The sequence below is a fragment of the Kitasatospora sp. NPDC059327 genome (assembly GCF_042752535.1).
In the GTDB taxonomy this organism is placed as follows: domain Bacteria; phylum Actinomycetota; class Actinomycetes; order Streptomycetales; family Streptomycetaceae; genus Kitasatospora.
The window spans coordinates 1-25,387 of the sequence record NZ_JBHYYB010000020.1 but is presented as its reverse complement, the minus strand read 5'-3'; the positions used below and the strand labels follow the sequence as shown (position 1 = coordinate 25,387).

Here is a 25,387-nt window from a genome sequence, read left to right as displayed (position 1 = left end):
GCTCGGCGGTCGGCCGGCTCAGCGGGTCGGTGTGAAGTCCCGGAGCACCGCGTTGAACCGCTGCTCCCCCTCCGGCCAGTCCTTGTCCGTGTCCGGACTGGACAGGTAGATGGCGTAGCCGGTCCCGTCCGCGTCGATGAACTCCGCCTCTATGGCCCGCCGCCGGCCACCCTCCTTGGCCGCGTAGCTGAACTCCCAGACCGCCGCGTCGTGGCCGTTCACCAAGACGCTGGTCAGCTTGTGCTGGCGGTAGTCCTTCAGCTTCGAGACCGTGGTCTCCATCTGCCGCAGGTGCTCCAGCGGCTTGACCGACTGACCGACGGTGACGGCGAACTGGAGGTAGTGCGTCTTGTTGTCCGGGCTGTAGAAGATCTGGTTGGCGGTGTCGGTGCTGCGCTGCCAGGCCGGCGTGGCCACCGGCAGCGGGAAGCGGAAGCCCGCCGGGTCGTTCACCCAGCGGTAGCCGGTGGGCGGCGGATCGGCGTCGCCGGACTCACTGGGCTGCGGCGTTCCGGAGCCGGTCGCCGTGGGACCGCCCGCCGAGGTCCCGCCGCCGGCGCGGATCGCCAGGAAGGTCGCCCCGGCGGCCAGCACGCCGACGGCCAGCCCGATCGCGACGAGCTGAAGCACAGCCCGGCGCCTGGCCGGGCCACGCGCGGGCGAATCAGGGTGCGCCCCCGGCGCGAATGATGCAGGGTGCGCCCCCGGCGTCACGGGAGCGGAGTGCGCCGCCGGCACGGACGAGGCACCGAGCGCCCCGCTACCGAGCACCCCGGCGAGCGCCACCGGCGGCGTGTCCGCGGTCCCGGCGTCCCCGGCCGGAGGCCGCGGCGCGGTCGGCCCCTCGGAGGCCGCGTCCGGCGCCGGACCGGCCGACCCGTCGGTCCGGTCGACCACCGGAACGGACTGGGTCGGCATCTTGACCGCGGCGACGGGCTTGAAGCCGACGGTGTGCCCGGCCTTCACCTCGTCCAGCATCCGGGCCGCCTCGTCCGCGCCCGGCCGCTCCGCCGGGTCCTTGGCCATCAGCGCGGCCAGCACCGGCCCGAGCGCCCCGGCCCGCCGCGGCTCCGGCAGCGGCTCGCCGACCACCGCGGCCAGCGTGGTCAGCGGCGAGGTCCGGCGGAACGGCGACTCGCCCTCCACCGCCGCGTACAGCGTCGCCCCGAGACCCCACAGGTCGGAGGCGGGGCCGGGCCGCTCGCCCTGGGCCCGCTCCGGTGCCAGGTAGTCCGGCGAACCGACCAGGTCACCCGGCCGGGTCAGCTCGGCGGAGCCCTCGTACGTCGCGATCCCGAAGTCCAGCAGCACCACCCGCCCGGTGCCGCGCTCCAGCAGGACGTTGGCCGGCTTCACGTCCCGGTGCAGCACGCCCAGCTGGTGCCCCCGGTGCAGCGCGGCCAGCACCTGGCTGCCGACCTCGGCGGCGGCGCGCGGCTGGAGGGTGCCGTCCTGGCTGATCACATCGGCCAGCGAGCGGCCGTCGACCAGCTCCATCACGATCCACGGCCGGCCGTCCTGCTCCAGCACGTCGTGGACGGTGATCACCCCGGGGTGCTTGATCCGGGCGGCCGCGCTGGCCTCGCGCTTCATCCGGGCGTGCAGGATCTGCAGCTCCTCCTCGGGGAGGTGGCTGACGGTCAGCTCCTTGACCGCGACCTCGCGGTCCAGCATCCGGTCCCAGGCCCGCCAGACCGTGCCCATGCCGCCCCGGCCGAGCCGGTCGCCCAGCTCGTAGCGCCCGGCCAGCAACCGCTCCGCCTCGGCCGCCTCCGGCCGGTTCTGCACGCCCATCGGCGACCGCTCCCTCCTCCACCTGCCGTCACCGCGACGGAGGGCCCGGTACAGACCAGTTTTCGAACAGATCTCAGGCACACCCTAGGCGCACCACCCGGACACCGGTAATCTCCCCCGACCGTGGCGGGGATGGCAAGCGCCGGGCGGGCACCGTCAGCCTGCGAACATCACCACGGCCGCCACCCCGAGCACCAGCAGCAGGAACACCGCGCCGACCAGGACCGGGCCCAGCAGGGCCGGCGGCAGCAACGGTGCCCGAACGGGCAGCGGGCCGGCGTCCGCCGTGACCGCCGCCGGGGCCGGCGCGCCGCGGCCGCGCCGACGCGGACTCAGCGGCACCAGCGGGCCCTCCGGGCGCGGCTCGACCGCGCGCGCCGCCCGCTCCTCGTCGACCGGCTCCGGGGCGCCCGCGAGCAGGTCCGCCAGCTCCCGCCGGATGCCCTCCGCCGCCGGCCGCAGCGCCGGATCGGGCTGCAGCAGCCGCTCGACCAGCGGCGCCAGCGGCCCGCACGCCGTCGACGGCTCCCGCCGGCCGTCCCGCACCGCCGTCACCAACTCCGGCACCCCCTGGTCGGGGTACGGCGAGCGGCCCGTCACCAGCCGGTGCAGCAGTACACCGAGCGCCCAGCAGTCGCCGGCCGGGCCGCCGTCCAACGGCCAGCGCTCCGCCGCCGGCCCCACCAGGGTGGCCCGGACCTCGTACCGACGGCGCCCGCCGGGCCCGCCCAACTCCTCGGCCAACGCCTCCTCGGCCACCCCCGGGAGCAGCCCGCCCAGCAGGGCCGCGCCGTCCTCGCAGACCAGCACCGACCCGGCGGTCAGATTGCCGTGGGTGAGCCCGGCCTCGTGCAGCGCCCGCAGCGCGCCGGCCAGGTCCGCCGCCAACTCGGCCGCCCGGTACGGCGCGATCGGTCCGGCCGCGGCCAGATCGGCCAGCGGCACACCGGCCGGCCGCTCCTCCACCGTCCAGAGCGACTCACCCTCGACGAACGCGCCGACGCCCTGCAGCAGCCTCGGGTGCACCGGTGCGGCCGAGCCCACCGCGGCCACCCGGCGGACCAACCGGTCGCCCTGCTCGGGCACCGGGTCGTCCGGGTCGTGACCGCCGGTCAGCAGCGCGGGCAGCTCCAGGGCGCGCAGGAGGACGACGGCTCCCGTCCGCTCGTCCACGGCGAGGGCGCGCAGCGCCTCCGGATGGTCCGTCAGTCGGTAACGCCCCGCCAATACCTGACCCGGCCCCGCTCGCATGGGTGTTCCTCTCGCTCACCGCCCAGCCTAGGCCCTGCCCCACCGATCCTCGCCGGGTGCGCGGCGTCCGGCCGAACGGGGGCCCGCCGGCAGCCGCACTACGCTCGGTGCCATGGACTGGAGCGATCTGATCGACGCGGCCTTCGACGTGGCCGGCAACAGCGACCGTGGCAACCGGGCCGAAGCCCTGCGTACCGTCGAGGCGAACGTCGTGCCGGACGAGAGGCCGGTCGCCTCCACGGCGGGGCGTCATCCCGATCACTTCCGCAAGGGCGTCCTGGTCCTGACCACCCAGCGGCTGCTCTTCCTCAAGGACGGCAAGCCGCCGGTCCCGGTTCCGCTCACCGCGGTGACGGACGCGACCGTCACCAGGACCAGGTTCAACGGCGAGGTACTGCTGGTGGTCGCGCTCACCGGCTCGCACCGGTTCGAGGACGTGGTCAAGGCCGAGGTGTTCGCAGAGCAGCTCCGGGCGGCCGCCCGGCTGGTCCGCGACGCCGCGGTGAAGCCCCCCGCGCTGCCCGCCGCCGCGCCGGCCGCCTCCACCGGGGCCGAGCTGCTGGACCAGTTGGAGCGGCTGGCCGCCCTGCACGCGGCGGGGGCGCTCACCGCCGAGGAGTTCGGCCGCGCCAAGCAGCGCCTGATCGGCTGACGCCCGGCCGCCGGGGCCGGGCGGCCGGACCGCCCTACGGCGCGGGCTGGAAGGTGTCGAAGGCGACCTGGCGGGCCTGCGTGCTCGCCGGCGTGCTCCAGTCCGCGTCCGGGGTGATCCAGTAGATCGAGTACCCGTACTTGGCCGGCGAGCCGGTGACGAAGCCCCGGTTGAGCGAGTGCATCCGGGGAGTGCCGTTGGTCCACTCCCAGTCGGCGGAGTTGGCCCACTCCCGGTAGGTGATGGCCTGCAACTGGACCCGCTGGTAGTTGCTGACCTGACCGCGCAGCCCGGGCTCGGAGGCCTGCCAGTCGTCGACCGCGCTCGGGCCCGGGGTGGTGGTCCACTCGATCCGCAGGGTGCTCCCGTTGCCCTTGAAGACCCGGCGGATGGACTCCGACCCGGCGGGCTGGAGCCAGTCCGGCAGGACGACCGAGAAGCCGGTCGGGTCCTTGTACTCGTGGTACCCGGCCGGGACCACCGCGCCGGTCGCCGCCGGGGTCGGCGGCGCGCTGACGGGGTGGGTCGCGGGGGCGGGCGAGCCGGCCGGGGAGGTCTCGGCCGCACCGGCCCCGCCACCGGCCGGGACCGTCGCGGCCGGCGTTCCCGGATTCACCGGCGGCGGGGTCCCGGGCGTCTCGGTCCCGGGCGGCGCGCTGCCCGCCGCCGAGGTGCCGGCTTCGGAGGCGGCCGGGGAGGTCGCGCCGGCGCCGTTGGCCGACCCACCGTCGGAGTCGCCGAAGGCGCGCACCATCGCCACTGCCCCGGCGATCAGCAGCAGCACCACCACGACGGTGACCACGGCCAGCCGCCGCCGGCCCTTGTGCGGGTCCGCGCCGGCGGCCTGGGTCGCCCCGAGGGTCCACTCGCTGGTCACCGGCCGGATCGGCTCGGGCCCGGCTCCGGCGGCGGTGGCCCCGGCCGCGGACTGCTCCGGCTCCTCGGTGGCCTTGGCGTCCTCGGCGGCCTTGGCGTCCTTGGCCCGGCTGCCCACCCGGACGGTGCCGAGCAGCCCGCCGACCGGGCGCCGGCCGGTGCCCCCGCCCGCGGGCTTCTTCCCCGTGTCGTCCCCGGCCCCGCCGGCCTCGCTCTCCCGGGTGTCCCCGGCGGCCGGCTTCACCGGCATCGCGTGCTCGGTGGTCGACTCCGCCCGGGTGGTGGCCTCGGCCACCACCCGCTTGAGCAGCGAGCGGGTCTGCGAGGCGTCCAGCCGCTCAGCCGGGTCCTTCGTCAGCAGCCCCTCGATGACCGGGCCCAGCGGCCCGGCGTTCAGCGGGGTGCCGAGGTCCTCCGTCATCACCGCCGTCAGGGTGGCGAGCGCGGAACCCCGGTCGTAGGGCGGCCGGCCCTCGACCATCGCGTACAGCGTGCCGCCCAGCGACCAGAGGTCGGCCGGCGGACCGGGCTTCTGCCCGCGGGCGCGCTCCGGGGATATGTACGAGGGCGCGCCGACCAGCATGCCGGTGGAGGTCACCGAGGCGTCCCCCTCGACGCTGGCGATGCCGAAGTCGGTGAGCACCACCCGGCCGTCCTCGCCGATCAGCACGTTGGACGGCTTCACGTCGCGGTGCAGGATGCCGTGCGCGTGCGCGGCGACCAGCACGCCCAGCACGTCGAGCGCGATCTCGGCGGCCCGACCGGGCGCCAGCGGACCGTCCTCCTTGATCACGTCCGCCAGTGAGCGGGACTCGACCAGCTCCATGACGATCCACGGCCGGTCGTCCTCCTCGACCACGTCGAAGACGGTGACGGCCGAACTGTGCCGGATCCGGGCGGTCGCCTTGGCCTCGCGCAGCGTCCGGACGATCAGCCGGTGCTTCTCGTCCTCGTCGACGCTGCCGTTCATCCGCAGTTCCTTGACCGCGACGATGCGGCCCAGCATCTCGTCCTCGGCACGCCAGACGGTGCCCATGCCGCCGCGTCCGAGCACCGCGTCCAGCCGGTAGCGGCCGGCCAGGAGGCGGCCGGTGGAACCCTGCGCCTGGGTCATTCGGAACGTTCCCCCATGTGCTGCCGGCGGTCGAGGTGACGGCGTGTCGGCCCGGCGCGGGCCCGGACGCCAAGCCTCCATCATCCCCTGTCCGGAGGGCCCGCGACCACCCGGCCCCCGGCCACCCTGGTGCCGGACCCGGCCGGGCACGGCGCTCCGTGCCCGATCTGTGATCGAAAACTCTGTCCGGGCGCCCCCGGGCGCTGCTAGCGTTCGGCAGCTCACCGTCTTTCCCGGGGGGATTCGACGCCCATGACCGCACCCGTACCGGGCGCTGACGGCCGGTCGGACCGGCCGCGTACGGCCACGCACTACTCCGTCGCACCGGAGCCGGAGACCCCCGAGGGCTATGTCGCCCCGGGCATGCCCGGCGCCCCGGTGGCCGGTTACCACCCCGCCGACGAGGCCGCCGCGCCCGACCGGGGCAGCCGGAGCGGCCGCACCGCCGTCGCGGTCACCCTCGCCGTCGGCGCGATGCTGGCCGGCGCGCTGGCGTACGGACTCGCGCCGCACCGGGCCGCCGGCACCGTCGGCTGGCTGGCCATCGCCCCGGCCGCCGCCATCGCGTGGCCGCTCGGCCGGCTCGGCGGCCGCGGCCGTGCCCTGCCGCCGCTGGGCGCGCTGCTCTCGGCCGGCGCGCTCTTCCTCGGCCAGTTGATCGGCCGGACCCGCCGGCTGCACGAGCTGGCCGGCACCGCGTACGGCGACCTGCTGCGCGACGCCCTGACCCTCTGGCGCTCGGACCGCCGCCTGCTGGACGTGGTCTTCTACGGCATCGCCGTGATCGGCGGCTTCCTGCTCACCCGCCGCACGGCCGCCCGGGACTAGGGCCCCGCGCACAGCGAGCGGCTCAGCGGTGGTGGAGCGCCGGGTTGACCGTGACCTCGACCCGCTGGAACTCCTTGAGCTCCGTGTAGCCGGTGGTGGCCATCGCGCGGCGCAGCGCGCCGAACAGGTTCATGGTGCCGTCGGGGGTGTGCGACGGGCCGGTGAGGATCTCCTCGGTGGACCCGACGGTGCCGAGGTTCACCCGCTTCCCGCGCGGCAGTTCCTCGTGGACGGCCTCCATGCCCCAGTGGAAGCCCTTGCCCGGGGCGTCGGTGGCCCGGGCCAGCGCCGCGCCGATCATCACCGCGTCCGCGCCGCAGGCGACGGCCTTGGGGATGTCGCCGCTGTAGCCGACGCCGCCGTCCGCGATCACGTGCACGTAGCGGCCGCCGGACTCGTCCATGTAGTCGCGGCGGGCGGCGGCGACGTCGGCGACGGCGGTGGCCATCGGCACCTGGATGCCGAGGACGTTGCGGGTGGTGTGGGCGGCGCCGCCGCCGAAGCCGACCAGCACACCGGCCGCACCGGTGCGCATCAGGTGCAGCGCGGCGGTGTAGGTGGCGCAGCCGCCGACGATCACCGGGACGTCCAGCTCGTAGATGAACTGCTTGAGGTTGAGCGGCTCGGCGCCGCTGGAGACGTGCTCCGCGGAGACGGTGGTGCCGCGGATGACGAAGACGTCGACACCGGCGTCCACGACGGCCTTGGAGAACTCGGCGGTGCGCTGCGGGGAGAGCGCGGCGGCGGTGACCACGCCGGAGTCGCGGACCTCCTGGATCCGCTGCTTGATCAGCTCGGCCCGGATCGGCGCGGCGTAGATCTCCTGCAGGCGGCGGGTGGCGGCGGCCTCGTCGGTGATCGTGGCGATCTCGTCGAGCAGCGGCTGCGGGTCCTCGTAGCGGGTCCAGAGGCCTTCCAGGTTGAGCACGCCCAGACCGCCGAGGCGGCCGATGGCGATGGCCTGCTGCGGGGAGACCACGCTGTCCATCGGGGCGGCCAGGAACGGCAGCTCGAAGCGGTAGGCGTCGATCTGCCAGGCGATCGAGACCTCCTTCGGGTCCCGGGTGCGGCGGCTGGGGACGACGGCGATGTCGTCGAACGCGTACGCCCGGCGGCCGCGCTTGCCTCGCCCGATCTCGATCTCAGTCACTTCGTTCGAGCCCTTCTGGTTTGTTGCTCATACCCGCCGGGTCACCCCGGCCGCCCCCAGTATCCCGCACCTGCCAGGACGCGCGCGCTCGCCTCCGACTGCCGGACGGGAGGCCGGAGGTCGGTCGTCCCCGCACCCGCCCTCGCCCCCCTGACCGGGCCGACGGGACGCGGACGCGCGCGAGGGGCCCGCGATCGCGGGCCCCTCGGTGTCCTACGTCGGCGGCCGGGTCAGCGGCTGGTGTAGTTCGGCGCCTCGACGGTCATCTGGATGTCGTGCGGGTGGCTCTCCTTGAGGCCCGCCGAGGTGATCCGGACGAACCGGCCCTTGCTCTCCATCTCCGCCACGGTGGCCGCGCCGACGTAGCCCATGGTCTGGCGCAGGCCGCCGACCAGCTGGTACAGCACGGCGGACAGCGGGCCGCGGTAGGGCACCTGGCCCTCGATGCCCTCGGCGATCAGCTTCTCGTCCGAGGTGACCTCGCCCTGGAAGTACCGGTCCTTGGAGAAGGACCTGGCCTGCCCGCGGGTCTGCATCGCCCCCAGCGAACCCATGCCGCGGTAGGACTTGAACTGCTTGCCGTTGATGAACAGCAGCTCACCGGGCGACTCCTCGCAGCCGGCCAGCAGCGAGCCCAGCATCACGGTGTCGGCGCCGGCGGCGAGCGCCTTGCCGATGTCGCCGGAGTACTGCAGGCCGCCGTCGCCGATGACCGGCACGCCGGCCGCCTGGCAGGCGAGCGCCGCCTCGTAGATCGCGGTGACCTGCGGGACGCCGATACCGGCGACCACGCGGGTGGTGCAGATGGAGCCGGGGCCGACGCCGACCTTGACGCCGTCCACGCCGGCGTCGATCAGCGCCTGGGCGCCGTCCCGGGTGGCGACGTTGCCGCCGACCACGTCGACGCCGACGGCGGCCTTGATCTTGGCGATCCAGGCCAGCGCGTTGTGGCTGTGGCCGTGCGAGGTGTCCACGACCAGGAAGTCGACGCCCGCCTCGACCAGGGCCTGGGCCCGGTCGAACGCCTCGGCGCTGGCGCCGACGGCCGCGCCGACCAGCAGCCGGCCCTCGGCGTCCTTGGCCGCGTTCGGGTACTTCTCCGCCTTGACGAAGTCCTTGACGGTGATCAGGCCCTTGATCCGGCCCTCGTCGTCGACCAGCGGAAGCTTCTCGATCTTGTGGCGGCGCAGCAGCGCGATGGCGTCCTCGCCGGAGATCCCGACCTTGCCGGTGATCAGCGGCATCGGCGTCATGATCTCGCGGACCTGGCGGCTGCGGTCCGACTCGAAGGCCATGTCACGGTTGGTGACGATGCCCAGCAGCTTGCCCGCCTCGTCCGCGATCGGCACACCGCTGATCCGGAACTTGGCACAGAGCGCGTCCGCCTCGGCCAGGGTGGTCTCCGGGCCGACCGTGATCGGGTCGGTGACCATGCCGGACTCGGACCGCTTCACCAGGTCGACCTGGTTGGCCTGGTCCTCGACCGAGAGGTTGCGGTGCAGGACGCCGACGCCGCCCTGGCGGGCCATCGCGATCGCCATCCGCGCCTCGGTGACCTTGTCCATCGCCGCGGACAGCAGCGGGATGTTGACGCGCACGTTCCGGGAGACCCGCGAGGAGGTGTCGACCTGGTTCGGCAGCACCTCGGAGGCCCCGGGCAACAGCAGCACGTCGTCGTACGTGAGCCCGAGCATCGCGAACTTCTCGGGTACGCCTGCGGCGTTGTAGGACATTTGGGGGTACCTTCCGTGGCCGGCCTAATCCGCTCGCGCCCTGAGGGTGGGGGCGCTCTCCATCGCTCACTCGCTCAGGCCGCCGAAAGCTCGGTGCCATTGGAGGAACCTCCAGGGAAACCCCGCTCGCACCCACGGAACTTTGGCGACCCGCCCAGGCGCCGATACCCCATGGTACTGGCACCGCGAATGTGTCCTCGTGTGCCCTTGACAACACCGACCGCCCATGGGCCATTCCGACCCCGTCAAAGGCGGACGATCAGGAGGATTCCTCCGCGAGCGCCCGCAGCCGGCTCAGCGCCCGGTGCTGGGCGACCCGGACCGCGCCGGGCGACATCCCGAGCACCTCGCCGGTCTCCTCCGCCGACAGCCCGGCGGCCACCCGCAACAGCACCAGCTCGCGCTGACGGGCCGGCAGGTTGGAGAGCAGTTCCTTGGCCCAGGCCGCGTCACTGCTGAGCAGCGCCCGCTCCTCGGGGCCGAGCGCCTCGTCCGGCACCTCCGGCAGGTCGTCCTGCGGGACCACCGTGGAGCCGGGACCGCGCATCGCGGCCCGCTGCAGATCGGCGATCTTGTGCGCGGCGATCCCGTAGACGAAGGCCTCGAACGGGCGGCCCTGGTCCCGGTAGCGCGGCAGCGCGCAGAGCACCGCGACGCAGACCTCCTGGGCGACGTCGTCCACGTGGTGCCGGGCCCCGCCCGGCAGCCGGACCAGCCGGCCCCGGCAGTAGCGGAGCGCCAGCGGGTGCACGTAGGCGAGCAGCGCGTCGATCGCCGGACCCTCGCCCCGGACGGCGGCCGCGACCAGCTCGCCGACCAACGGGGAACCACCGGTGCCGAGGACCGGGGCCCGACCGGAGCCGGCCTCGCCGGCGCCCCGCCCGGGACCGTGGCCGGGCCCGCTGTCACCGGGATCCGCGTACGACGGATCCCGACCCGGTCCGGAGGGCTCGGCCTCCATCGGGTCAGCCTCGCCGGAACTACCGGCAACGTCGTCACGCATCGGTCCATGGTGCCTGGTCGAACGGGAAAACGCGGCACCGCGTCCGGAGTTGTGCACCGGAACGTTATGCGGTGCGGCGCCGGGCACCGGGCCGCCGCGCACCACCGGCCCCTCCTGCACCGTGCCACCTCCCGCCCTGCCGCCGTCGGTGGTTCCGTCCGTCGCGCCGTCCGCCGAATGTCCTGCGACTCCGTGGTTCGCCGCAGTGCCTGTCCGCTGGTCCCCGAGGTGCTCCACACCTCCATGGTGCAACCTCGGGACCGTAACGTCATACGCCCCTGCGAAGGGAACCTCGACCAGCGCGCCGCGGCCGGCGGAGCCGGCGGTGGTCAGCGGACCAGGCCCCACCGGAAGCCCAGGGCCACCGCGTGCGCGCGGTCCGAGGCGCCGAGCTTCTTGAACAGCCGTCGGGCGTGGGTCTTCACGGTGTCCTCGGAGAGGAAGAGCTCGCGGCCGATCTCGGCGTTGCTGCGGCCGTGACTCATGCCCTCCAGCACCTGGATCTCACGTGCCGTCAACGTCGGCGCGGCGCCCATGTCCGGGCTGCGCAGCCGACGCGGGGCGAGCCGCCAGGTCGGGTCGGCGAGGGCCTGGGTGACGGTGGCCCGCAGCTCGGCGCGCGAGGCGTCCTTGTGCAGGTAGCCGCGGGCACCGGCGGCCACCGCGAGGGCGACGCCGTCGAGGTCCTCGGCGACGGTGAGCATGATGATCCGCGCGCCCGGATCGGCGGACAGCAGCCGCCGGACCGTCTCGACCCCGCCGAGGCCGGGCATCCGGACGTCCATCAGAACGAGATCGGAGCGGTCTGCCACCCAGCGGCGGAGGACCTCCTCCCCGTTCGTCGCGGTGGTGACCCGGTCGACGCCGGGTACGGTCGCGACCGCGCGGCGAAGCGCCTCGCGGGCGAGCGGGGAATCGTCGCAAACGAGAACGGAAGTCATGACCGTCGTCCTCCGCAGCTGATCCGCGTCACGTTGAGCCTCCTGGCTGGTACGAATCTCTCCGACACGGCCGATCGGCGACAGACTCCGTGCCGATCGCCCGAACTTCCCCGCGATCGTTCCCGACGTCCGGCGCCCGCTGACCGCCTCCGCACTTCCAACGACCGTCACTCGAATGAGTTACGGCTTTCAGGGCCATCTCCACCACTGTACGTGGCCGACCCGTTACCGATCAGCCACCTCGCGGTGCACACGCCGCACTTTTGTGCAGCTCGCGCGCGGTGGGCGTACGACCCGCACACCGGTACGGGACGCCGCGCGCCCCCCGGCCACCCGATTGCCACGTCTGCGCCCGCCGAACTCCATGCCCACTTTGCCCGTTTTTATAGCTTTTGTATGGTCATTGACTGTTGTGCCACTCTGTGGGTGACTTGTCCATGGAGTTGCCGTAAGTCATATTTCCAGGTGTCCACACCAGCGCATCGAAGCCTCGCCGTGCCGCGCAGCCCAGCCCGCCGATGGCCGGTCCGCGGCCGCCGAGCCTCTGAAGGGAATGAGCCATGGCAGATTTCTCACGCCTCCCCGGCCCCAACGCCGATCTCTGGGACTGGCAGCTCTCCGCGGCCTGCCGCGGCGTGGACAGCTCGCTCTTCTTCCACCCCGAGGGGGAGCGCGGCGCCGCGCGCAGCTCGCGCGAGGCGAGCGCCAAGGAGGTCTGCATGCGCTGCCCGGTACGCACCGAGTGCGCGGCGCACGCCCTGGCCGTCCGTGAGCCGTACGGCGTCTGGGGAGGGCTGACCGAGGACGAGCGCGAGGAGATGATGGGCCGCTCGCGTAACCGCCTGATGGAAGTACCGCTGGTCGCGCCGACGGGACTGCCGCGCTAGGCACCCACCCGGCCCACGCCGCGAAGAAACGTTTCTTCGTAGCGCTTCGAGCCGACGCTCCTCCCGGGTGGGGGTCCGGTCAGCGCCCGGCCGCCGCGCCCGCCAGCCGCTCCAGCATCAGCGCCACCGCCGGCACCTCGGCGAGGTCCGACAGGGTCAGGGCGACCACCTGCCGCACCGCAGGCGCTCCCGAGGCGGTCCGCACCGACACCGCCGACACGCCGTCGGGGCGCACCGACTCCAGCGCCAGCCCCGGCAGCACCGCCACCCCGAGCCCGGCCGCCACCAGGCCGACCACCGCCGGGTAGTCGTCGGTCGCGAAGTCGATCCGGGGCTCGAAGCCCGCGCCCGCGCAGAGCTCCACCAGGTGCCCCCGGCACTGCGGGCAGCCGGCGATCCACTGCTCCCCCGCCAGCTCGGCGAGCTCCACCGGCCCGCGCCCGCCGTCGCGCCCCGCCAAGGGGTGCGCGGCGGGCAGCAGGCCGACCAGCGGGTCGTCCAGCAGCGGGGTGACCACCAGGTCGGACCAGTCGGTGGTGGCGCTGAGCTGCTGGGCCTCCAGGTTGGCCTCGGCCCGCGCCTCGCGCGGCGTGCCGTGCGCGGGGGCGGGCGCCGGGGCGCCGCCGGGGGCCTGCGGATAGCGGAAGGCCAGCGCGATCTCGCACTCGCCGCCGCGCAGCATCGCCAGCGACTCCGGCGGTTCGGCCTCGACCAGCGACACGCGCACCCCCGGATGGCTGTCCCGCAGCCGGGCGACGGCCGGCGGCACCAGGGTGGAACTCGCGGTGGGGAAGGAGACCAACCGGACCCGCCCGGCCCGCAGCCCGGCGATCGCCGCGACCTCCTCCTCGGCGGCGGAGAGCCCGGCCAGGATGCCGGTGGCATGCTTGAGCAGCACCCGTCCGGCCTCGCTCAGCTGCATGCCGCGCCCCGAACGCACCACCAGCGGAGTGTCCACGGACTTCTCCAGGGCCTTCATCTGCTGGCTGATGGCGGGCTGCGTACAGCCCAGCTCACGGGCGGCGGCGGAGAAGGAGCCGGTGCGGGCGACGGCACGCAGGACGCGCAGATGGCGGGCCTCGATCATGCCTCAGTTATAAGGCAATCTTTGCGCTATGCAAAATTCAACTGATAGTTGAAGAATGAAGCGCGCACAACGCCGCAGGCCCGGCCCGTACCCCGAGGGGCGCGGACCGGGCCTGCGGTCACTGATCAGGCGTCAGTGGGAGTGGCCGTGGCCACCGTGCGAGTGGCCGTTGCCGGCCTCCTCCTCGGCGGGCTTCTCCACCACGAGGGTCTCGGTGGTGAGCAGCAGGGAGGCGATCGACGCGGCGTTCTCCAGCGCGGAGCGGGTGACCTTGACCGGGTCGATGACGCCGGCCTTCAGCAGGTCGCCGTACTCACCGGTGGCGGCGTTGAAGCCGTGACCGGCCTCCAGCTCGGCGACCTTGTGGGTGATGACGTAGCCCTCAAGGCCGGCGTTCTGGGCGATCCAGCGCAGCGGCTCGGCGAGCGCCTTGCGGACGACCGCGACACCGGTCGCCTCGTCGCCCGACAGGCCCAGGCCGCCGTCCAGCACCTTGGCGGCGTGCACCAGGGAGGCGCCACCACCGGCGACGATGCCCTCCTCGACCGCGGCACGGGTCGCCGAGATGGCGTCCTCCAGGCGGTGCTTGCGCTCCTTCAGCTCCACCTCGGTGGCGGCGCCGACCTTGATGACGCAGACGCCGCCGGCCAGCTTGGCCAGGCGCTCCTGCAGCTTCTCGCGGTCCCAGTCGGAGTCCGTGTTGGCGATCTCGCCCTTGATCTGGGCGACGCGGCCGGCCACGGCCTCGCTGTCACCGGCGCCGTCGACGACGGTGGTCTCGTCCTTGGTGATGGTCACGCGGCGAGCGGTGCCCAGCACGTCCAGACCGGCCTGGTCGAGCTTGAGGCCGACCTCCTCGGAGATGACGGTGGCACCGGTCAGGGTGGCCAGGTCGCCCAGGATCGCCTTGCGGCGGTCACCGAAGCCCGGGGCCTTGACGGCGACCGCGTTGAAGGTGCCGCGGATCTTGTTCACCACGAGGGTGGACAGCGCCTCGCCGTCGACGTCCTCGGCGATGATCAGCAGCGGCTTCGAGGCACCGCCCTGCAGGATCTTCTCCAGCAGCGGCAGCAGCTCCTGGATGGAGGAGATCTTGCCCTGGTTGATCAGGATGTACGGGTCCTCCAGGACCGCCTCCTGCCGCTCCGCGTCGGTGACGAAGTACGGCGACAGGTAGCCCTTGTCGAACTGCATGCCCTCGGTGAAGTCCAGCTCCACGCCGAAGGTGTTCGACTCCTCGACGGTGATGACACCGTCCTTGCCGACCTTGTCGATCGCCTCGGCGATCAGCTCGCCGACCTGGGTGTCCTGCGCCGAGAGGGACGCGACGGCGGCGACGTCGTCCTTGCCCTCGATCTCGCGGGCGATGGAGAGCAGGTGCTCGGAGACGGCGGCGACGGCCTTGTCGATGCCCTTCTTCAGGGCGGCCGGGCCGGCGCCGGCGGCGACGTTGCGCAGACCCTCGTTGACCAGGGCCTGGGCCAGCACGGTGGCGGTGGTGGTGCCGTCACCCGCGACGTCGTTGGTCTTGGTGGCGACCTCCTTGACGAGCTGCGCGCCAAGGTTCTCGTACGGGTCGTCCAGCTCGACCTCGCGGGCGATGGTCACACCGTCGTTGGTGATGGTCGGAGCACCGAACTTCTTGTCGATGACGACGTTGCGGCCCTTGGGGCCGATGGTCACCTTGACGGTGTCGGCCAGCTTGTTGACACCGCGCTCCAGCGAGCGGCGGGCGTCCTCGTCGAACTGCAGGATCTTCGCCATGTTCCCTATTCCCTCGGGGCTGCGGCCGGCACGCCGGCCACCGGACTACGTGAACCAACAACCACGCCCCGGGCCCCTGTCACTGGGACACGGATCCGGGGCGGGCTGGAACGACTTACTTCTCGGTGCTGCTTACTTCTCGATGATGGCGAGAACGTCGCGCGCCGAGAGGACGAGGTACTCCTCGCCCTGGTACTTCACCTCGGTGCCGCCGTACTTCGAGTACAGGACGATGTCACCGACGGCGACGTCGAGCGGCAGACGCTGGCCGTCCTCGAAGCGGCCCGGGCCGACAGCCAGGACGACGCCCTCCTGGGGCTTCTCCTTGGCGGTGTCCGGGATAACCAGGCCGGAGGCCGTGGTGGTCTCGGCGTCGAGCGGCTGGACCACGATGCGGTCCTCGAGCGGCTTGATGGCAACCTTGCTGCTGGTGGTCACGTCCGAGCTCCCCTTCGGAGATTACGGGGTTTTCTAACGGGTAGGTGGCGAACCTGCGGGCCTGCCGTCGCGGGGGTCAGACACACGTCGTCGCGTTAGCACTCACCATGGGGAGAGTGCCAAGGACGACCATAGGCGGCGGTTAGCACTCAGTCAACCAGAGTGCCAACGGCGCGCCCGAACGGTTCGGACCGGCGAGTCCCCGGTCGCACTCCTGTACGAGGCCACCGCCGCGCCGCACACCCGTACCCCCCGCCGGACCGGCGGTGCGGGCGGCCCCGGCGGCCCAGCCGCCCCGACGCCGCGGCACCCCGGCGCCGCCCCGGCCCGACCGGGGAGAATGAGCGCGTGGAGACCGAGAACCTGCAGCCCCTGCTGACCCCCGAGGGGCAGTCCCTGCTCGCCGAACTGCGCGAGTTCGCACCCGAGGAGGAGCTCGCGCTGGCGACCAGGCTGCGCCGGGAGCACTCGCCGGAGCTGGTCTCGGCGGCCTTCGGACAGGCCAGGCTGCGGCAACGCGCCCGCGCGAAGTTCGGCACGGACGCCGACCTGATGTTCTTCACGCCCAACGGTGTCGAGCAGTCCACCCGGCGCGCCGTCGCCGAGTGGCGGGCCCGGCGCTTCGCCGACCTCGGCGTGCGCCGGCTGGCCGACCTCTGCTGCGGCATCGGCGGGGACGTCCTCGCGCTGGCCCGGGCCGGCATCGAAGTGCTCGCCGTCGACAAGGACCCGGCGGCCTGCGCGGCCACCGCCGCCAACGCCGCCGCGCTGGGCCTGGCGGACCTGGTCGAGGTGCGGTGCGCCGATGTCGCCGACATCGACGTCACCGGGTACGACGCGGTCTTCACCGACCCCGCCCGCCGCACCGCGCGCGGCCGGGTGTTCGACCCCGAGGCCTACGCCCCGCCGCTCTCCTGGGCGATCGAGGCCGGCCGGCGCACCCCGGTCGGCGCGCTCAAGGTCGCCCCGGGCATCCCGCACGAGGCCGTACCGGCCGACGCCGAGGCCGAATGGGTCTCCGACCACGGCGACGTCAAGGAGGCGGTGCTCTGGTTCGGCACCGGGGCCGACCGCCCGCACCGCGCCACCCTGCTGCCGCACGGCGCCTCGCTGACCGGCGGCGACCTGCCCGACCCGCCCGCCGGACCGGTCGGCCGCTACCTCTACGAGCCGGACGGCGCGGTGATCCGGGCCCACCTGGTCGCCGAGGTGGCCGGGCAGGTGCGCGGCCGGCTGATCGACCCGAAGATCGCCTACGTCACCTCGGACCACCTGGTCGCCACCCCGTACGCGCACGCCTTCGAGCTGACCGACGTCCTGCCGTTCCACATCAAGAAGCTGAAGGCGCTGCTGCGCGAGCGGGCCGTCGGCACCGTGGTGATCAAGAAGCGGGGAATGGCGATCACCCCGGAGGAGCTGCGCCGCCAGCTGAAGCCGAGCGGGCCGAACAGCGTCACGGTGATCCTCAGCCGCACCGACCGGGGCCCGCTGATGATGCTCGGCCGGCCGGTGACGGCCCCCTAGCGGCCGGTCAGGAGGCGGGCGCCTGGATGTAGTCCTCCAGCCGGGCCACCGCGAAGCCCTGCTCCTGGACGCGGGCCAGCAGCTCCCCGAACATCTGCGTCATCGTCTCGCCCTTGAGGTCCTTCGGGCCCCGGAAGTGGGCGAGGACGATGTCGCCGGGCCGCAGCTTCTTGTCCGCCGCCTGGTACTGCATGTCGTGGATCTGCATCGACTCGCGCCAGAGCACGATCGCGCGCGGCCCGCACTGCTGCACCGCGGTGTTCAGTGCCGGGGTGTTGGCGCCGTCCCCGTAGGGCGGCCGGAACAGCAGCGGCGCGCTGCCGTACTGCTGGGTCAGCGCGGACTGGGCGTCACAGATCTCGGACTTCTGCTTCTCCGGCGGGACCTTGCTCATCTGGGCGTGGTCCACGGTGTGGTTGTGGATGTGGTTGCCGAGCGCCTGGAGCGGCTTGAAGTAGCCGTAGTTGTCCTTGACGATGTCCCTGGTCAGGAACATCGAGACGGGCACCTTGAGGTCGGTCAGCATCTCGACGAACTTCGGGTCCTTCTCGGCGCCGTCGTCGATGGTGAGGAAGACCACCTTGTCGGTGGTCTTCACCTCGCTGAACACCGGCACGGTGCCGGTCCGTTCGAGCTTGACCGGCTTGTCGGCGGGCGCCGCGGGGGCGGGCGGCAGCGGCTTGAGGTTCCACTTCGCCCAGGCCGCCGCGTCCCCGGCCGCGGGCACCGCGGCGGGTGTCGTCGCGGGCGCCGGGCTCGCGGCCCGGGAGGGCTCCCGCGCGGCCGCCGGCGTCGTCGCGGCGGCGCCCGCCGGTCCGGCGCCCGATCCGCCCCCGCCACAGCCCGTGGCGGCGGCCAGCAGCGCCAGCGCCCCCACCGCGTACGTCCTCGTCCTGCCCCGCCCGTGCCACTTCACCGCGCCGCGCTCCCCGGTACCGTCCAGCTGTTCCTCAGCTATGCACGGTAACGGTCAGCTGTTCGGTTCCAGGACAGGCTGACGAGTGACTACTCCACATGCTCGCTGACGAAGGACCAGCGGTGCACCGGACGGCCGATCAGCCCGGCGGGCGGCTCGGCGAGCGGCAGCGGCTCCGCCGTCCACCAGGTGATCAGCAGCACACGGTCGCCCGCCGCGCCGAACAGCTCGGCGCGGACCAGGCCGGCCGAGCCGCGCAGCGCGGGCAGCGCGACCTCACGGACCCACGCGGACAGCTCGGCGCCCCGGCCGTCGGCGGCCCGTGCCTCCCACATCGCGGCGGTGGTGGTCACCGCCCGCCGCCGAGCGCCTGGTACGCCTGGCCGTGCACGTCGGTGTGCGGGACGTGGACCTCGGTGACCGGCAGCGAGGAGTCGGCCGAGAGGTCGAAGGCCGAGGGCGTGCGGTCGCGCCAGACCATCTCGGCCCCCAGCGCGGCGACCATCGCGCCGTTGTCGGTGCACAGCCCCGGGCGCGGGACCCGCAGCCGGATGCCCGCCTTGTCGCAGCGCTGCTGGGCCATCTCGCGCAGTCGCGAGTTGGCCGCCACCCCGCCGCCGATCATCAGGTGATCGACGCCGCTGTCCTTGCAGGCCTTGACCGCCTTGCGGGTCAGGACGTCGGTGACCGCCTCCTGGAACGAGGCCGCGACATCCGCGATCGGCACCTCCTCGCCGGCCCGGCGCTTGGCCTCCACCCAGCGGGCGACGGCGGTCTTCAGCCCCGAGAAGGAGAAGTCGTACGCCGGGTCCTTCGGACCGCTCAGACCGCGCGGGAAGGCGATCGCCCCGCGGTCGCCCTCGCGGGCGATCCGGTCCACCACCGGACCGCCGGGGAAGCCGAGGCCGAGCACCCGGGCGACCTTGTCGAAGGCCTCACCGGCCGCGTCGTCGATGGTCGCGCCGAGCGGGCGGACGTCGCTGGTGATGTCCTCGCTGAGCAGCAGCGAGGAGTGCCCGCCGGAGACCAGCAGGGCCATCGTCGGTGAGGGCAGCCGGCCGTGCTCCAGTTGGTCCACGCAGATGTGCGAGGCCAGGTGGTTGACCCCGTAGAGCGGCTTGTCCAGCGCCCAGGCGTAGGCCTTGGCGGCGCTCACGCCGACCAGCAGCGCACCTGCCAGGCCGGGACCGGCCGTGACGGCGATGCCGTCCAGGTCGCTCGCCTTGATGCCGGCGGTGTCCAGGGCGCGCTGGATGGTCGGGACCATCGCCTCCAGGTGCGCGCGGCTGGCGATCTCGGGCACCACACCGCCGAACCGGGCGTGGTCGTTGACGCTGGAGGCCACCGCGTCGGCGAGCAGCGTGGTGCCGCGCACGATGCCGACGCCGGTCTCGTCGCAGGAGGTCTCGATGCCGAGGACGAGCGGTTCGTCAGCCATGGCGGTCTTCCTTCAGGTCCTTCGGTTCGGTACTGGGGTGATCGAGACGCATCACCAGCGCGTCGATCCCGGCCGGCTGGTAGTAGCCGCGCCGGATGCCGACCGCCTCGAAGCCGAAGCGCTCGTAGAGCCGCTGGGCGCGCGGGTTGTCCACCCGCACCTCCAGCAGCAGCTCGGCGCAGTCGCGCCGGGCGGCCTCCCGGATCAGGTCCGCGAGCAGCACCGCGCCGAGGCCGGTGCCCTGGTGCCGCCGGTCGACGGCGATGGTCTGCACGTCACCCTCGCCGGCCACCGCCATCAGCCCGGCGTAGCCGACGATCGCGCCGTCGGCGGCGGTGGCCACCGTGTAGTGGCGGGTGCCGCCGGGGTGGGCCTCGGCCAGCTCGGACCAGTACATCCCGGTGGACCAGGCGTCCTCGGGGAAGAGGTCCAGCTCCAGCTCCAGCACCGGCGCGATGTCCCACCAGCGCATCGGGCGCAGGGTGGCGGGGCCGTTCGGGGCGGCGGGAGCGTCCTGGCCGGTCACGCCGTTCGGGCCGTTCGGGCCGGTCACGCCGGGAGCACCGCCTTGTAGCCGGCGGGCACCTGGGCGTCCGGGCGCCGCAGGTACAGCGGCACGTTGGGCAGCAGCTCCCGGCCGGCGGCGAGTTCGGCGGCGGCGAAGTCGGCCAGCGCGCCGGCCGAGACGTGCTCGGGCCCGTGCGCGCCCGGGAAGGCCTCCGGGTACAGCAGCGCGCCGGCGCCCACGGCCCGCGGTCGCGGTGCCAGCTCGGTCGGGCGGTCCACGGCGGGGCCCTCGACGCGGCGGCCGTCCGCGTCGTACGAGGCCCAGTAGACCTCCTTGCGGCGCGCGTCGGTGGCCACCGTGAACGGCTGCCCGGCGAGGCCCTCGGCGCGTGCCGCGTGGGCGATCGCGTCCAGGGTGCAGACGCCGTGAACCGGTACGCCCAGCGCGTGGCCGAGCGCGGCGGCCGTCACCAGGCCGACCCGCAGGCCGGTGTAGGGGCCGGGGCCGACGCCCACCGCGATGCCGGTCAGCCGATGCTTGTCCACGCCGGCCTCCCGCAGCACCCGGTCGATGGCGGGAAGGAGCAGTTCGCCGTGGCGCCTGGCGTCGACCTGGTCGGTCTCGGCGAGGACGGCCGTGCCGTCGTGGACGGCGGCGGTGACGGCGGGGGTAGCGGTGTCGAACGCGAGCAGCAGCACGGGTCAAGGTTAGACCGGTCGGAGCCGTGACCGACCGCCGGTCTTGGTCCGCCCGATCGACAAGGCGTACGGGTTCGGAACACACGTCCTACGGGGTGCGGGCGCGGACGAGTCGACCTGGCACGATGGGGCCGACGGGTTTTGGGACGGCGGTGGGAGCGACACGTGGCGAAGATGGGTCCTGGAGTGGTGGTCACGGGGCTGACCCTGGGGGCCCTGGCGGTGGTGAGCCTGCTGGCCTTCCAGGCCAACGGCGCGCAGGACCGCACGGAAGCCACCCGGCCGAGTGCGAGCCCGACCGCCTCGTCGAGCGGCCCGTCCGCCCCGGCCACCCCGACCGCTTCGGCCACCCCGACCGCCCCGGCGCTGCCGACCGGCTCGGGCAGCGGGCTGCGGATCGTCTACTCGGTCGGCAGCCACTACGTCTGGCTGGTCGACCCCAAGAAGAACCCGCAGGTGGTGGCCACCTTCGCGGTCACCCCGGGCTCGGTGGAACCGACCCCGGGCAGCTACCCGGTGTACAGCCGCACGGCCACCACCACCGGCACCGACGGCCGCCAGATCGAGCACGTGGTGCGCTTCGCCCAGCAGAACGGCGTGGTGTTCGGCTTCAGCGCGGCGATGGACGGCGCCACCCCGACCACCGACCCGAAGGCCAAGACCGGCGGCATCCGCAGCGGGCGGCCGGAGGGCCAGCTGATCTGGGACTTCGCGCCGAACGGCACCAAGGTCGTCGTGATCGCCTGAGGCGCCGGGGCCTGCCGGGCGCACCAGGGCCCGCGCGCCGCGGTGCCCGGGCCTGGTGCAGGGCCCTTGCTCGCGGGCCCTTGTTCGCGGGGCGGTCCGGCCTGGCAGGCAGGTCCGGAGCGGTCAGGCCGCGCGGGGGGTGTCGGCCAGGGGTTCGGCGGGCGCCACGGTCGTCCGACGCTCCGGCGGGGTGGAGACCGCCTCCGCGGCCGCCCACGCGGCCAGCAGGGCCCGCATCGGCCCGCCCTGAACGCTGCGGGTGGGCTCTCCGGCCCCGGCATCGCGCGGCGCGCGCTCCGGGGCGGGGGTGGTGCTCGACATGGCGCCTCCCTAGTTAGGCAGACCTAACCGCAGCACCTATCCCATCACGCCCGGCACCCCGCCCGCAACACTTACCGACAGCCTGTCGGCATCGGCCGGCTCAGGCCAGCGCCTCCAGTTGCACCCCGGTCCAGCGCGGGCCGATCCCGGTCAGCAGCACCTGGCGCGGGTCCAGGTCGTCCCCGTCCGCCGTACCGCCGATGGCACGCTCGATCCGGACCTCCAAGCGGTCCTCGGCCAGCCGCTCGACCTTGCCCTCGCCCCACTCGACCACCACCACCGACTCCGGCAGCGAGACGTCCAGGTCGAGGTCCTCCATCTCGTCCAGGTCCCCGCCCAGCCGGTACGCGTCCACGTGCACCAGAGCCGGCCCGCCGACCAGCGACGGGTGCACCCGGGCGATCACGAAGGTCGGCGAGGTGACCGCCCCGCGCACCTGGAGCCCCTCCCCCAGCCCCCGGGTGAGCGTGGTCTTGCCGGCCCCCAGCTCCCCGGAGAGCAGCACCAGGTCCCCCGGCCGCAGCAGCGCGGCCAGTTCCCGGCCGAGCCGGCCCATCCGCTGGGGAGTGGCGACGGTGAGAGTGGCGTGCGAGCCCATGCGCGATTCAAGCCCTTCGATCCGTACGGCGGCGCACCGACCTCCGGGCGCCCCCGCTACGGTGCCACATCCCCGCCGGGTCCCGCGCCCGGCCCGGCCCGGCCCGAGGTGACCGGTCGGGCTACTCCGTCTCCCGCGACGAGGGCGACAGTGGCGGCGCCGCGCCCCGGTAGTCCGCCGCCCGCTCCAGCAGGGCGGCCAGGCGCTGGTCGACGAGGTCCGGGCGCTCCAACATCACCAGGTGCCCGGCGTCCTCCACCAGGAGCAGCTCGGCGCCGGGCAGTTGTTCGGCGATCGCCTCGCTGTGCGCGGGCGGGGTCAGCAGGTCCTTGGTGCCCGCGAGCACCAGGGTGGGGATGCCGCGCAGGGCCGCCAGGGCGGAGGTCTTCTCGTGCGCGCCGAACACCGGGTAGAACTCGGCCACCACGTCGATCGGGGTGGCGTCCAGCAGCTGTTCGGCGAACCGCACCACGCCCGGGTCGACGTCCTTCCCGCCGAAGGAGAACTTCCGGTAGAAGACGGCACTGACGTCGGTGCCCAGCCGCCGGGTCGCCTCCACCAGCTCGACCTGTCGGCCGAGCAGCTTCATCACGCCCGGCGCGACCTTCTTGAACAGCTTGGCGCCGACCGCCGGCATTCCGAGGGTCACGGCCTCCCAGTCCCCCGCCAGCGTGCCGATCAGCGCGACCCCGGCGACCCGATCCCGGAACAGGTCCGGGTCCTGGTCGGCCAGCGCCATCACCGTCATGCCACCCATCGAGTGACCGACCAGGACGAGTGGCCCGGTCGGCGCGACGGCTTCGATCACCGTCCTGAGGTCCCCGCCCAGCTGATCGATGCTCGCGGGCTCGCCGGCCAGGTAGGAGCGGGAGCGCTCGGAGCGGCCGTGACTGCGCTGGTCCCAGAAGACCAGCCGCACGCCCTCGCGCAGCGCGGCCCGCTGGAAGTGCCAGCTGTCCTGGTTGAGGCAGTAGCCGTGGCAGAAGATCACGGTCAGCGGCTCGCGTCCGCCGCCGGCCGCGACGGCGGGCCCGGGGCCGGAGCGTCGCCCGGCCCGCGCCGGCACGCCGGAGCCGCCCAGCAGACCGGGCAGGCCGCTCCGGTCCGCCGGTCCCTCGCCGCTCCCGGTGCCGCCCTGCCGGCGGCGGACGAACCAGCCGCGACGGCCGGCCCCGGCGTCGGTACCCGCATCCGGTTCGGCATCCGTATCGGGATCGGGATCCGGATCGACATCCGTGTCGACGCCGCCGTCCGTCCCGTCCTCGTGGTGCGGCGGGCGTTCGGGGCTCGCCCGGACGGGCTCGGGCCAACCGGTGCCGTCCAGCTCGACGTAGAGCTCGGTGCCGTCCGGAGCCGCCACCCTGCGCGGGCGCCCGCGGAGCGAGCCGTACGGGGCGTTGGCATCCAGCTCCGCGCGGGCCCGGCGGCGGGTCGCCCGGCCGACGGTCAGCCGCTCGATCGCCACGCCGGCGGCCGCACCGGCCGCGACCACGCCGACCGAGATCCCGATCAGGCCGGCCCGGCTCACTCCGGAGGCCGCTCCCGCGGCCTTGGCCACCGCCGCGACCGGACCGGAGCCGGCCTCCTCGCTCATCCGACCGAGCCCTCGGCGCTGGCCTTGCTGGCCTTGCTGTCCCCGGTGTCCACCGTGTCCGCGCCGGCCGCGCTCGCGCCGAGGTAGCGGCGCGGCACCCGGGCGCCGATCCGGGTCACGATCTCGTAGGAGATGGTGCCGCAGGCCCGGCCCCAGTCCTCGGCGGTCGGCTCGCCCTGCTCGCCGTTGCCGAACAGCAACACCTCGTCGCCGATCGCGGGGGTGTCCCCGCCGAGGTCGACGACGAACTGGTCCATCGCCACCCGTCCGGCCACCGTGCGCCACTTGCCCGCGATCTGCACCGGACCGGTACCGCTGGCGTGCCGGGGGACACCGTCGCCGTAGCCGACCGGCACCAGGCCCAGGGTGGTCGGGCCCGGCGTGGTGTAGTGATGGCCGTAGCTGACGCCGTGACCACCGGGAACGTGCTTGACCAGGGCCAACCGGGCGGTCAACGCCATCACCGGCCGCAGCCCGAAATCGGCCGGCGAGCCGACCTCCGGGACGGGCGAGAGCCCGTACATGGCCAGCCCGGTACGGACCATGTCGTAGTGCGACTGCGGGAGCAGCAGGGTGGCCGGCGAGTTGGCGAGGTGGCGGACCACCGGGCGCAGCCCGGCCGCCTCGGCGTGCGCCAGCGCCTCGCGGAAGGCGTCCAGTTGGGTCTGGATGGAGGGGTGGCCGGGCTCGTCCGCCGCCGCGAAGTGCGACCAGACGCCGACCACCGTGAGCAGGCCCTCGACCTCGGCACGCCGGGCCGCGGCGACCAGCTCGGGCCAGTCGTGGGGCTGGCAGCCGTTGCGACCGAGACCGGTGTCGGCCTTCAGGTGCACCCGGGCCGGAACGCCGGTCGCGCGGACGGCGGCGAGCAACTCGTCCAGTGCCCACTGACCGCTGACGGAGACATCGATGTCGGCGAGCAGCACCTCGCGCCAGGGGCCGCCCGGCGTCCAGAGCCAGCAGAGGACCCGGGCCTGGTCGGGGCGGATCCCGGCGGCGCGCAGGGCGAGCGCCTCCTGCGGGAGTGCCGTGCCGAGCCAGCCGATGCCGGCGGCGACCGCCTCGCGGGCACAGCGGACCGCGCCGTGGCCGTAGGCGTCCGCCTTGACCGTGGCCATCACCGTGGCGGCGCCGACGCGCTCGCGCAGCGCGGCGAGGTTGCCGCGCAGGGCGGCCAGATCGATGGTCGCCTCGGCCCGTACGCCGTCGGTGAGGGTGGCCGTGCCGGTCGTGTTCGCAGTTGTCATCAGGGTCAGTCTCCCAGACGTCTCATGGTCCTCGCCGAACGGCCCGTCGGCGCGGCGGACCGGCCCCGGCCCGCCGACCGGCCACTACACCCCGCCACCTCGTCCGGGACGCCCCCCGGCGCACCACCGGTTCCCCGGACCACCCCGGGCACCCCCGCCCATGCCGCCCCGCGCCGACCCACGCCTCCCGCCGGCCCGCCCGGCCTCCGCCCCTCGGCCCTGCCCCGCCCCGCCCCGCGGCGCGCCGCGCCGCGCCCCGAGGTCCACCCAGAGCGAGA

24 protein-coding genes are annotated in these 25,387 nt (G+C 74.0%); 5 read left to right on the top strand and 19 right to left on the bottom strand.

Features of this window, described 5'->3' with window-relative positions; all coding sequences use genetic code 11:
• Positions 1 to 18: 18 nt before the first annotated feature.
• Both ACFXHB_RS14915 and ACFXHB_RS14910 read right to left on the bottom strand, forming a co-directional pair.
• The gene (locus ACFXHB_RS14915; RefSeq protein WP_380574541.1) at positions 19 to 1,794 is read right to left on the bottom strand and encodes a protein kinase; all 1,776 of its coding nucleotides are present in this window, start codon (positions 1,792 to 1,794) and stop codon (positions 19 to 21) included.
• Between the two features lie 156 nt (positions 1,795 to 1,950).
• Entirely contained in the window at positions 1,951 to 3,045 is a 1,095-nt protein-coding gene (locus ACFXHB_RS14910; protein ID WP_380574540.1) for a protein kinase, read from the bottom strand.
• A 112-nt stretch (positions 3,046 to 3,157) separates the two neighbouring features.
• On the opposite strand from ACFXHB_RS14910, the gene ACFXHB_RS14905 reads away from it, so the two are divergent.
• A complete protein-coding gene (locus ACFXHB_RS14905; RefSeq protein WP_380574538.1) occupies positions 3,158 to 3,697 on the top strand; it encodes an SHOCT domain-containing protein in 540 nt (179 codons plus the stop codon).
• A 34-nt stretch (positions 3,698 to 3,731) separates the two neighbouring features.
• Here the strand turns inward: ACFXHB_RS14905 and ACFXHB_RS14900 are convergent, their stop codons facing one another.
• Positions 3,732 to 5,687, bottom strand: coding sequence for a protein kinase (locus tag ACFXHB_RS14900; RefSeq protein ID WP_380574537.1), 1,956 nt, complete (start codon positions 5,685 to 5,687; stop codon positions 3,732 to 3,734).
• A gap of 252 nt (positions 5,688 to 5,939) precedes the next feature.
• Here ACFXHB_RS14900 and ACFXHB_RS14895 point away from each other — a divergent pair, with 252 nt between their 5' ends.
• Positions 5,940 to 6,515, top strand: a complete 576-nt coding sequence (locus ACFXHB_RS14895; protein ID WP_380574536.1) for a hypothetical protein — start codon at positions 5,940 to 5,942, stop codon at positions 6,513 to 6,515.
• Positions 6,516 to 6,537: 22 nt separating this feature from the next.
• Here ACFXHB_RS14895 and ACFXHB_RS14890 read toward each other — a convergent pair whose 3' ends face one another.
• The 4 genes from ACFXHB_RS14890 to ACFXHB_RS14875 form a co-directional block, all read right to left on the bottom strand.
• The gene (locus tag ACFXHB_RS14890; RefSeq protein WP_380574535.1) at positions 6,538 to 7,665 is read right to left on the bottom strand and encodes a GuaB3 family IMP dehydrogenase-related protein; all 1,128 of its coding nucleotides are present in this window, start codon (positions 7,663 to 7,665) and stop codon (positions 6,538 to 6,540) included.
• A 230-nt stretch (positions 7,666 to 7,895) separates the two neighbouring features.
• Complete coding sequence (gene guaB / locus ACFXHB_RS14885) at positions 7,896 to 9,398, bottom strand: IMP dehydrogenase (RefSeq protein WP_380574534.1); 1,503 nt, start codon at positions 9,396 to 9,398, stop codon at positions 7,896 to 7,898.
• 259 nt (positions 9,399 to 9,657) lie between these two features.
• Positions 9,658 to 10,359 carry a sigma-70 family RNA polymerase sigma factor gene (locus ACFXHB_RS14880; protein WP_380574643.1) on the bottom strand — a complete coding sequence of 234 codons (702 nt, stop codon included), beginning with the start codon at positions 10,357 to 10,359 and terminating at the stop codon, positions 9,658 to 9,660.
• Between the two features lie 371 nt (positions 10,360 to 10,730).
• Positions 10,731 to 11,342, bottom strand: coding sequence for a response regulator transcription factor (locus ACFXHB_RS14875; RefSeq protein WP_014136228.1), 612 nt, complete (start codon positions 11,340 to 11,342; stop codon positions 10,731 to 10,733).
• Positions 11,343 to 11,902: 560 nt separating this feature from the next.
• Between ACFXHB_RS14875 and ACFXHB_RS14870 the strand changes: the two genes are divergently transcribed.
• Positions 11,903 to 12,229 carry a WhiB family transcriptional regulator gene (locus ACFXHB_RS14870; protein ID WP_380574533.1) on the top strand — a complete coding sequence of 109 codons (327 nt, stop codon included), beginning with the start codon at positions 11,903 to 11,905 and terminating at the stop codon, positions 12,227 to 12,229.
• A 79-nt stretch (positions 12,230 to 12,308) separates the two neighbouring features.
• Here ACFXHB_RS14870 and ACFXHB_RS14865 read toward each other — a convergent pair whose 3' ends face one another.
• The 3 genes from ACFXHB_RS14865 to groES all read right to left on the bottom strand — a co-directional run bounded on the left by ACFXHB_RS14865 (position 12,309) and on the right by groES (position 15,518).
• Positions 12,309 to 13,316 (bottom strand): LysR family transcriptional regulator, encoded by a 1,008-nt coding sequence (locus ACFXHB_RS14865; protein ID WP_380574532.1) that lies wholly within the window; start codon positions 13,314 to 13,316, stop codon positions 12,309 to 12,311.
• Positions 13,317 to 13,448: 132 nt separating this feature from the next.
• Positions 13,449 to 15,080: a chaperonin GroEL gene (gene groL, locus ACFXHB_RS14860; protein ID WP_380574530.1), complete on the bottom strand. Its 1,632-nt coding sequence runs from the start codon at positions 15,078 to 15,080 to the stop codon at positions 13,449 to 13,451.
• A gap of 132 nt (positions 15,081 to 15,212) precedes the next feature.
• Entirely contained in the window at positions 15,213 to 15,518 is a 306-nt protein-coding gene (gene groES, locus ACFXHB_RS14855) for a co-chaperone GroES (RefSeq protein WP_014136232.1), read from the bottom strand.
• Between the two features lie 348 nt (positions 15,519 to 15,866).
• Between groES and ACFXHB_RS14850 the strand changes: the two genes are divergently transcribed.
• Positions 15,867 to 17,042, top strand: coding sequence for a methyltransferase domain-containing protein (locus ACFXHB_RS14850; RefSeq protein ID WP_380574529.1), 1,176 nt, complete (start codon positions 15,867 to 15,869; stop codon positions 17,040 to 17,042).
• Between the two features lie 7 nt (positions 17,043 to 17,049).
• Here ACFXHB_RS14850 and ACFXHB_RS14845 read toward each other — a convergent pair whose 3' ends face one another.
• The 5 genes from ACFXHB_RS14845 to tsaB all read right to left on the bottom strand — a co-directional run bounded on the left by ACFXHB_RS14845 (position 17,050) and on the right by tsaB (position 20,602).
• Complete coding sequence (locus ACFXHB_RS14845) at positions 17,050 to 17,958, bottom strand: polysaccharide deacetylase family protein (RefSeq protein WP_380574527.1); 909 nt, start codon at positions 17,956 to 17,958, stop codon at positions 17,050 to 17,052.
• Between the two features lie 89 nt (positions 17,959 to 18,047).
• Positions 18,048 to 18,311 carry a hypothetical protein gene (locus ACFXHB_RS14840; protein WP_380574526.1) on the bottom strand — a complete coding sequence of 88 codons (264 nt, stop codon included), beginning with the start codon at positions 18,309 to 18,311 and terminating at the stop codon, positions 18,048 to 18,050.
• On the bottom strand, positions 18,308 to 19,396 hold the full coding sequence (gene tsaD / locus ACFXHB_RS14835) for a tRNA (adenosine(37)-N6)-threonylcarbamoyltransferase complex transferase subunit TsaD (protein ID WP_380574525.1): 1,089 nt from the start codon (positions 19,394 to 19,396) through the stop codon (positions 18,308 to 18,310). The genes ACFXHB_RS14840 and tsaD overlap by 4 nt, the downstream gene beginning before the upstream one ends.
• Entirely contained in the window at positions 19,389 to 19,868 is a 480-nt protein-coding gene (gene rimI / locus ACFXHB_RS14830) for a ribosomal protein S18-alanine N-acetyltransferase (RefSeq protein WP_380574642.1), read from the bottom strand. The genes tsaD and rimI overlap by 8 nt, the downstream gene beginning before the upstream one ends.
• Positions 19,869 to 19,945: 77 nt before the next feature.
• Positions 19,946 to 20,602, bottom strand: coding sequence for a tRNA (adenosine(37)-N6)-threonylcarbamoyltransferase complex dimerization subunit type 1 TsaB (tsaB, locus tag ACFXHB_RS14825; RefSeq protein WP_380574524.1), 657 nt, complete (start codon positions 20,600 to 20,602; stop codon positions 19,946 to 19,948).
• A 174-nt stretch (positions 20,603 to 20,776) separates the two neighbouring features.
• On the opposite strand from tsaB, the gene ACFXHB_RS14820 reads away from it, so the two are divergent.
• The gene (locus ACFXHB_RS14820) at positions 20,777 to 21,349 is read left to right on the top strand and encodes a hypothetical protein (protein WP_380574641.1); all 573 of its coding nucleotides are present in this window, start codon (positions 20,777 to 20,779) and stop codon (positions 21,347 to 21,349) included.
• Positions 21,350 to 21,472: 123 nt separating this feature from the next.
• Here the strand turns inward: ACFXHB_RS14820 and ACFXHB_RS14815 are convergent, their stop codons facing one another.
• From ACFXHB_RS14815 to alr, 4 genes are all read right to left on the bottom strand, one after another.
• Entirely contained in the window at positions 21,473 to 21,670 is a 198-nt protein-coding gene (locus tag ACFXHB_RS14815; protein WP_380574523.1) for a hypothetical protein, read from the bottom strand.
• A 100-nt stretch (positions 21,671 to 21,770) separates the two neighbouring features.
• The gene (gene tsaE / locus ACFXHB_RS14810; RefSeq protein ID WP_380574522.1) at positions 21,771 to 22,268 is read right to left on the bottom strand and encodes a tRNA (adenosine(37)-N6)-threonylcarbamoyltransferase complex ATPase subunit type 1 TsaE; all 498 of its coding nucleotides are present in this window, start codon (positions 22,266 to 22,268) and stop codon (positions 21,771 to 21,773) included.
• A gap of 121 nt (positions 22,269 to 22,389) precedes the next feature.
• Positions 22,390 to 23,862 carry an alpha/beta fold hydrolase gene (locus tag ACFXHB_RS14805; RefSeq protein WP_380574521.1) on the bottom strand — a complete coding sequence of 491 codons (1,473 nt, stop codon included), beginning with the start codon at positions 23,860 to 23,862 and terminating at the stop codon, positions 22,390 to 22,392.
• Positions 23,859 to 25,109, bottom strand: coding sequence for an alanine racemase (gene alr / locus ACFXHB_RS14800; protein WP_380574519.1), 1,251 nt, complete (start codon positions 25,107 to 25,109; stop codon positions 23,859 to 23,861). The genes ACFXHB_RS14805 and alr overlap by 4 nt, the downstream gene beginning before the upstream one ends.
• Between the last annotated feature and the right edge of the window lie 278 nt (positions 25,110 to 25,387).

What these genes read in the sequence shown, in the direction of transcription:
- ACFXHB_RS14905 (WP_380574538.1), top strand. Translation starts at nt 3,158, where the DNA reads ATGGACTGGAGCGATCTGATCGACGCGGCCTTCGACGTGGCCGGCAAC.
- ACFXHB_RS14865 (WP_380574532.1), bottom strand. Translation starts at nt 13,316, where the DNA reads ATGATCGAGGCCCGCCATCTGCGCGTCCTGCGTGCCGTCGCCCGCACC.
- ACFXHB_RS14880 (WP_380574643.1), bottom strand. Translation starts at nt 10,359, where the DNA reads ATGGAGGCCGAGCCCTCCGGACCGGGTCGGGATCCGTCGTACGCGGAT.
- ACFXHB_RS14910 (WP_380574540.1), bottom strand. Translation starts at nt 3,045, where the DNA reads ATGCGAGCGGGGCCGGGTCAGGTATTGGCGGGGCGTTACCGACTGACG.
- tsaD (WP_380574525.1), bottom strand. Translation starts at nt 19,396, where the DNA reads ATGGCTGACGAACCGCTCGTCCTCGGCATCGAGACCTCCTGCGACGAG.
- rimI (WP_380574642.1), bottom strand. Translation starts at nt 19,868, where the DNA reads ATGCGCTGGTGGGACATCGCGCCGGTGCTGGAGCTGGAGCTGGACCTC.
- ACFXHB_RS14875 (WP_014136228.1), bottom strand. Translation starts at nt 11,342, where the DNA reads ATGACTTCCGTTCTCGTTTGCGACGATTCCCCGCTCGCCCGCGAGGCG.
- ACFXHB_RS14900 (WP_380574537.1), bottom strand. Translation starts at nt 5,687, where the DNA reads ATGACCCAGGCGCAGGGTTCCACCGGCCGCCTCCTGGCCGGCCGCTAC.
- ACFXHB_RS14820 (WP_380574641.1), top strand. Translation starts at nt 20,777, where the DNA reads ATGGGTCCTGGAGTGGTGGTCACGGGGCTGACCCTGGGGGCCCTGGCG.
- ACFXHB_RS14815 (WP_380574523.1), bottom strand. Translation starts at nt 21,670, where the DNA reads ATGTCGAGCACCACCCCCGCCCCGGAGCGCGCGCCGCGCGATGCCGGG.
- ACFXHB_RS14870 (WP_380574533.1), top strand. Translation starts at nt 11,903, where the DNA reads ATGGCAGATTTCTCACGCCTCCCCGGCCCCAACGCCGATCTCTGGGAC.
- alr (WP_380574519.1), bottom strand. Translation starts at nt 25,109, where the DNA reads ATGACAACTGCGAACACGACCGGCACGGCCACCCTCACCGACGGCGTA.
- guaB (WP_380574534.1), bottom strand. Translation starts at nt 9,398, where the DNA reads ATGTCCTACAACGCCGCAGGCGTACCCGAGAAGTTCGCGATGCTCGGG.
- ACFXHB_RS14805 (WP_380574521.1), bottom strand. Translation starts at nt 23,862, where the DNA reads ATGAGCGAGGAGGCCGGCTCCGGTCCGGTCGCGGCGGTGGCCAAGGCC.
- tsaE (WP_380574522.1), bottom strand. Translation starts at nt 22,268, where the DNA reads ATGGGCTCGCACGCCACTCTCACCGTCGCCACTCCCCAGCGGATGGGC.
- ACFXHB_RS14915 (WP_380574541.1), bottom strand. Translation starts at nt 1,794, where the DNA reads ATGGGCGTGCAGAACCGGCCGGAGGCGGCCGAGGCGGAGCGGTTGCTG.
- groL (WP_380574530.1), bottom strand. Translation starts at nt 15,080, where the DNA reads ATGGCGAAGATCCTGCAGTTCGACGAGGACGCCCGCCGCTCGCTGGAG.
- ACFXHB_RS14895 (WP_380574536.1), top strand. Translation starts at nt 5,940, where the DNA reads ATGACCGCACCCGTACCGGGCGCTGACGGCCGGTCGGACCGGCCGCGT.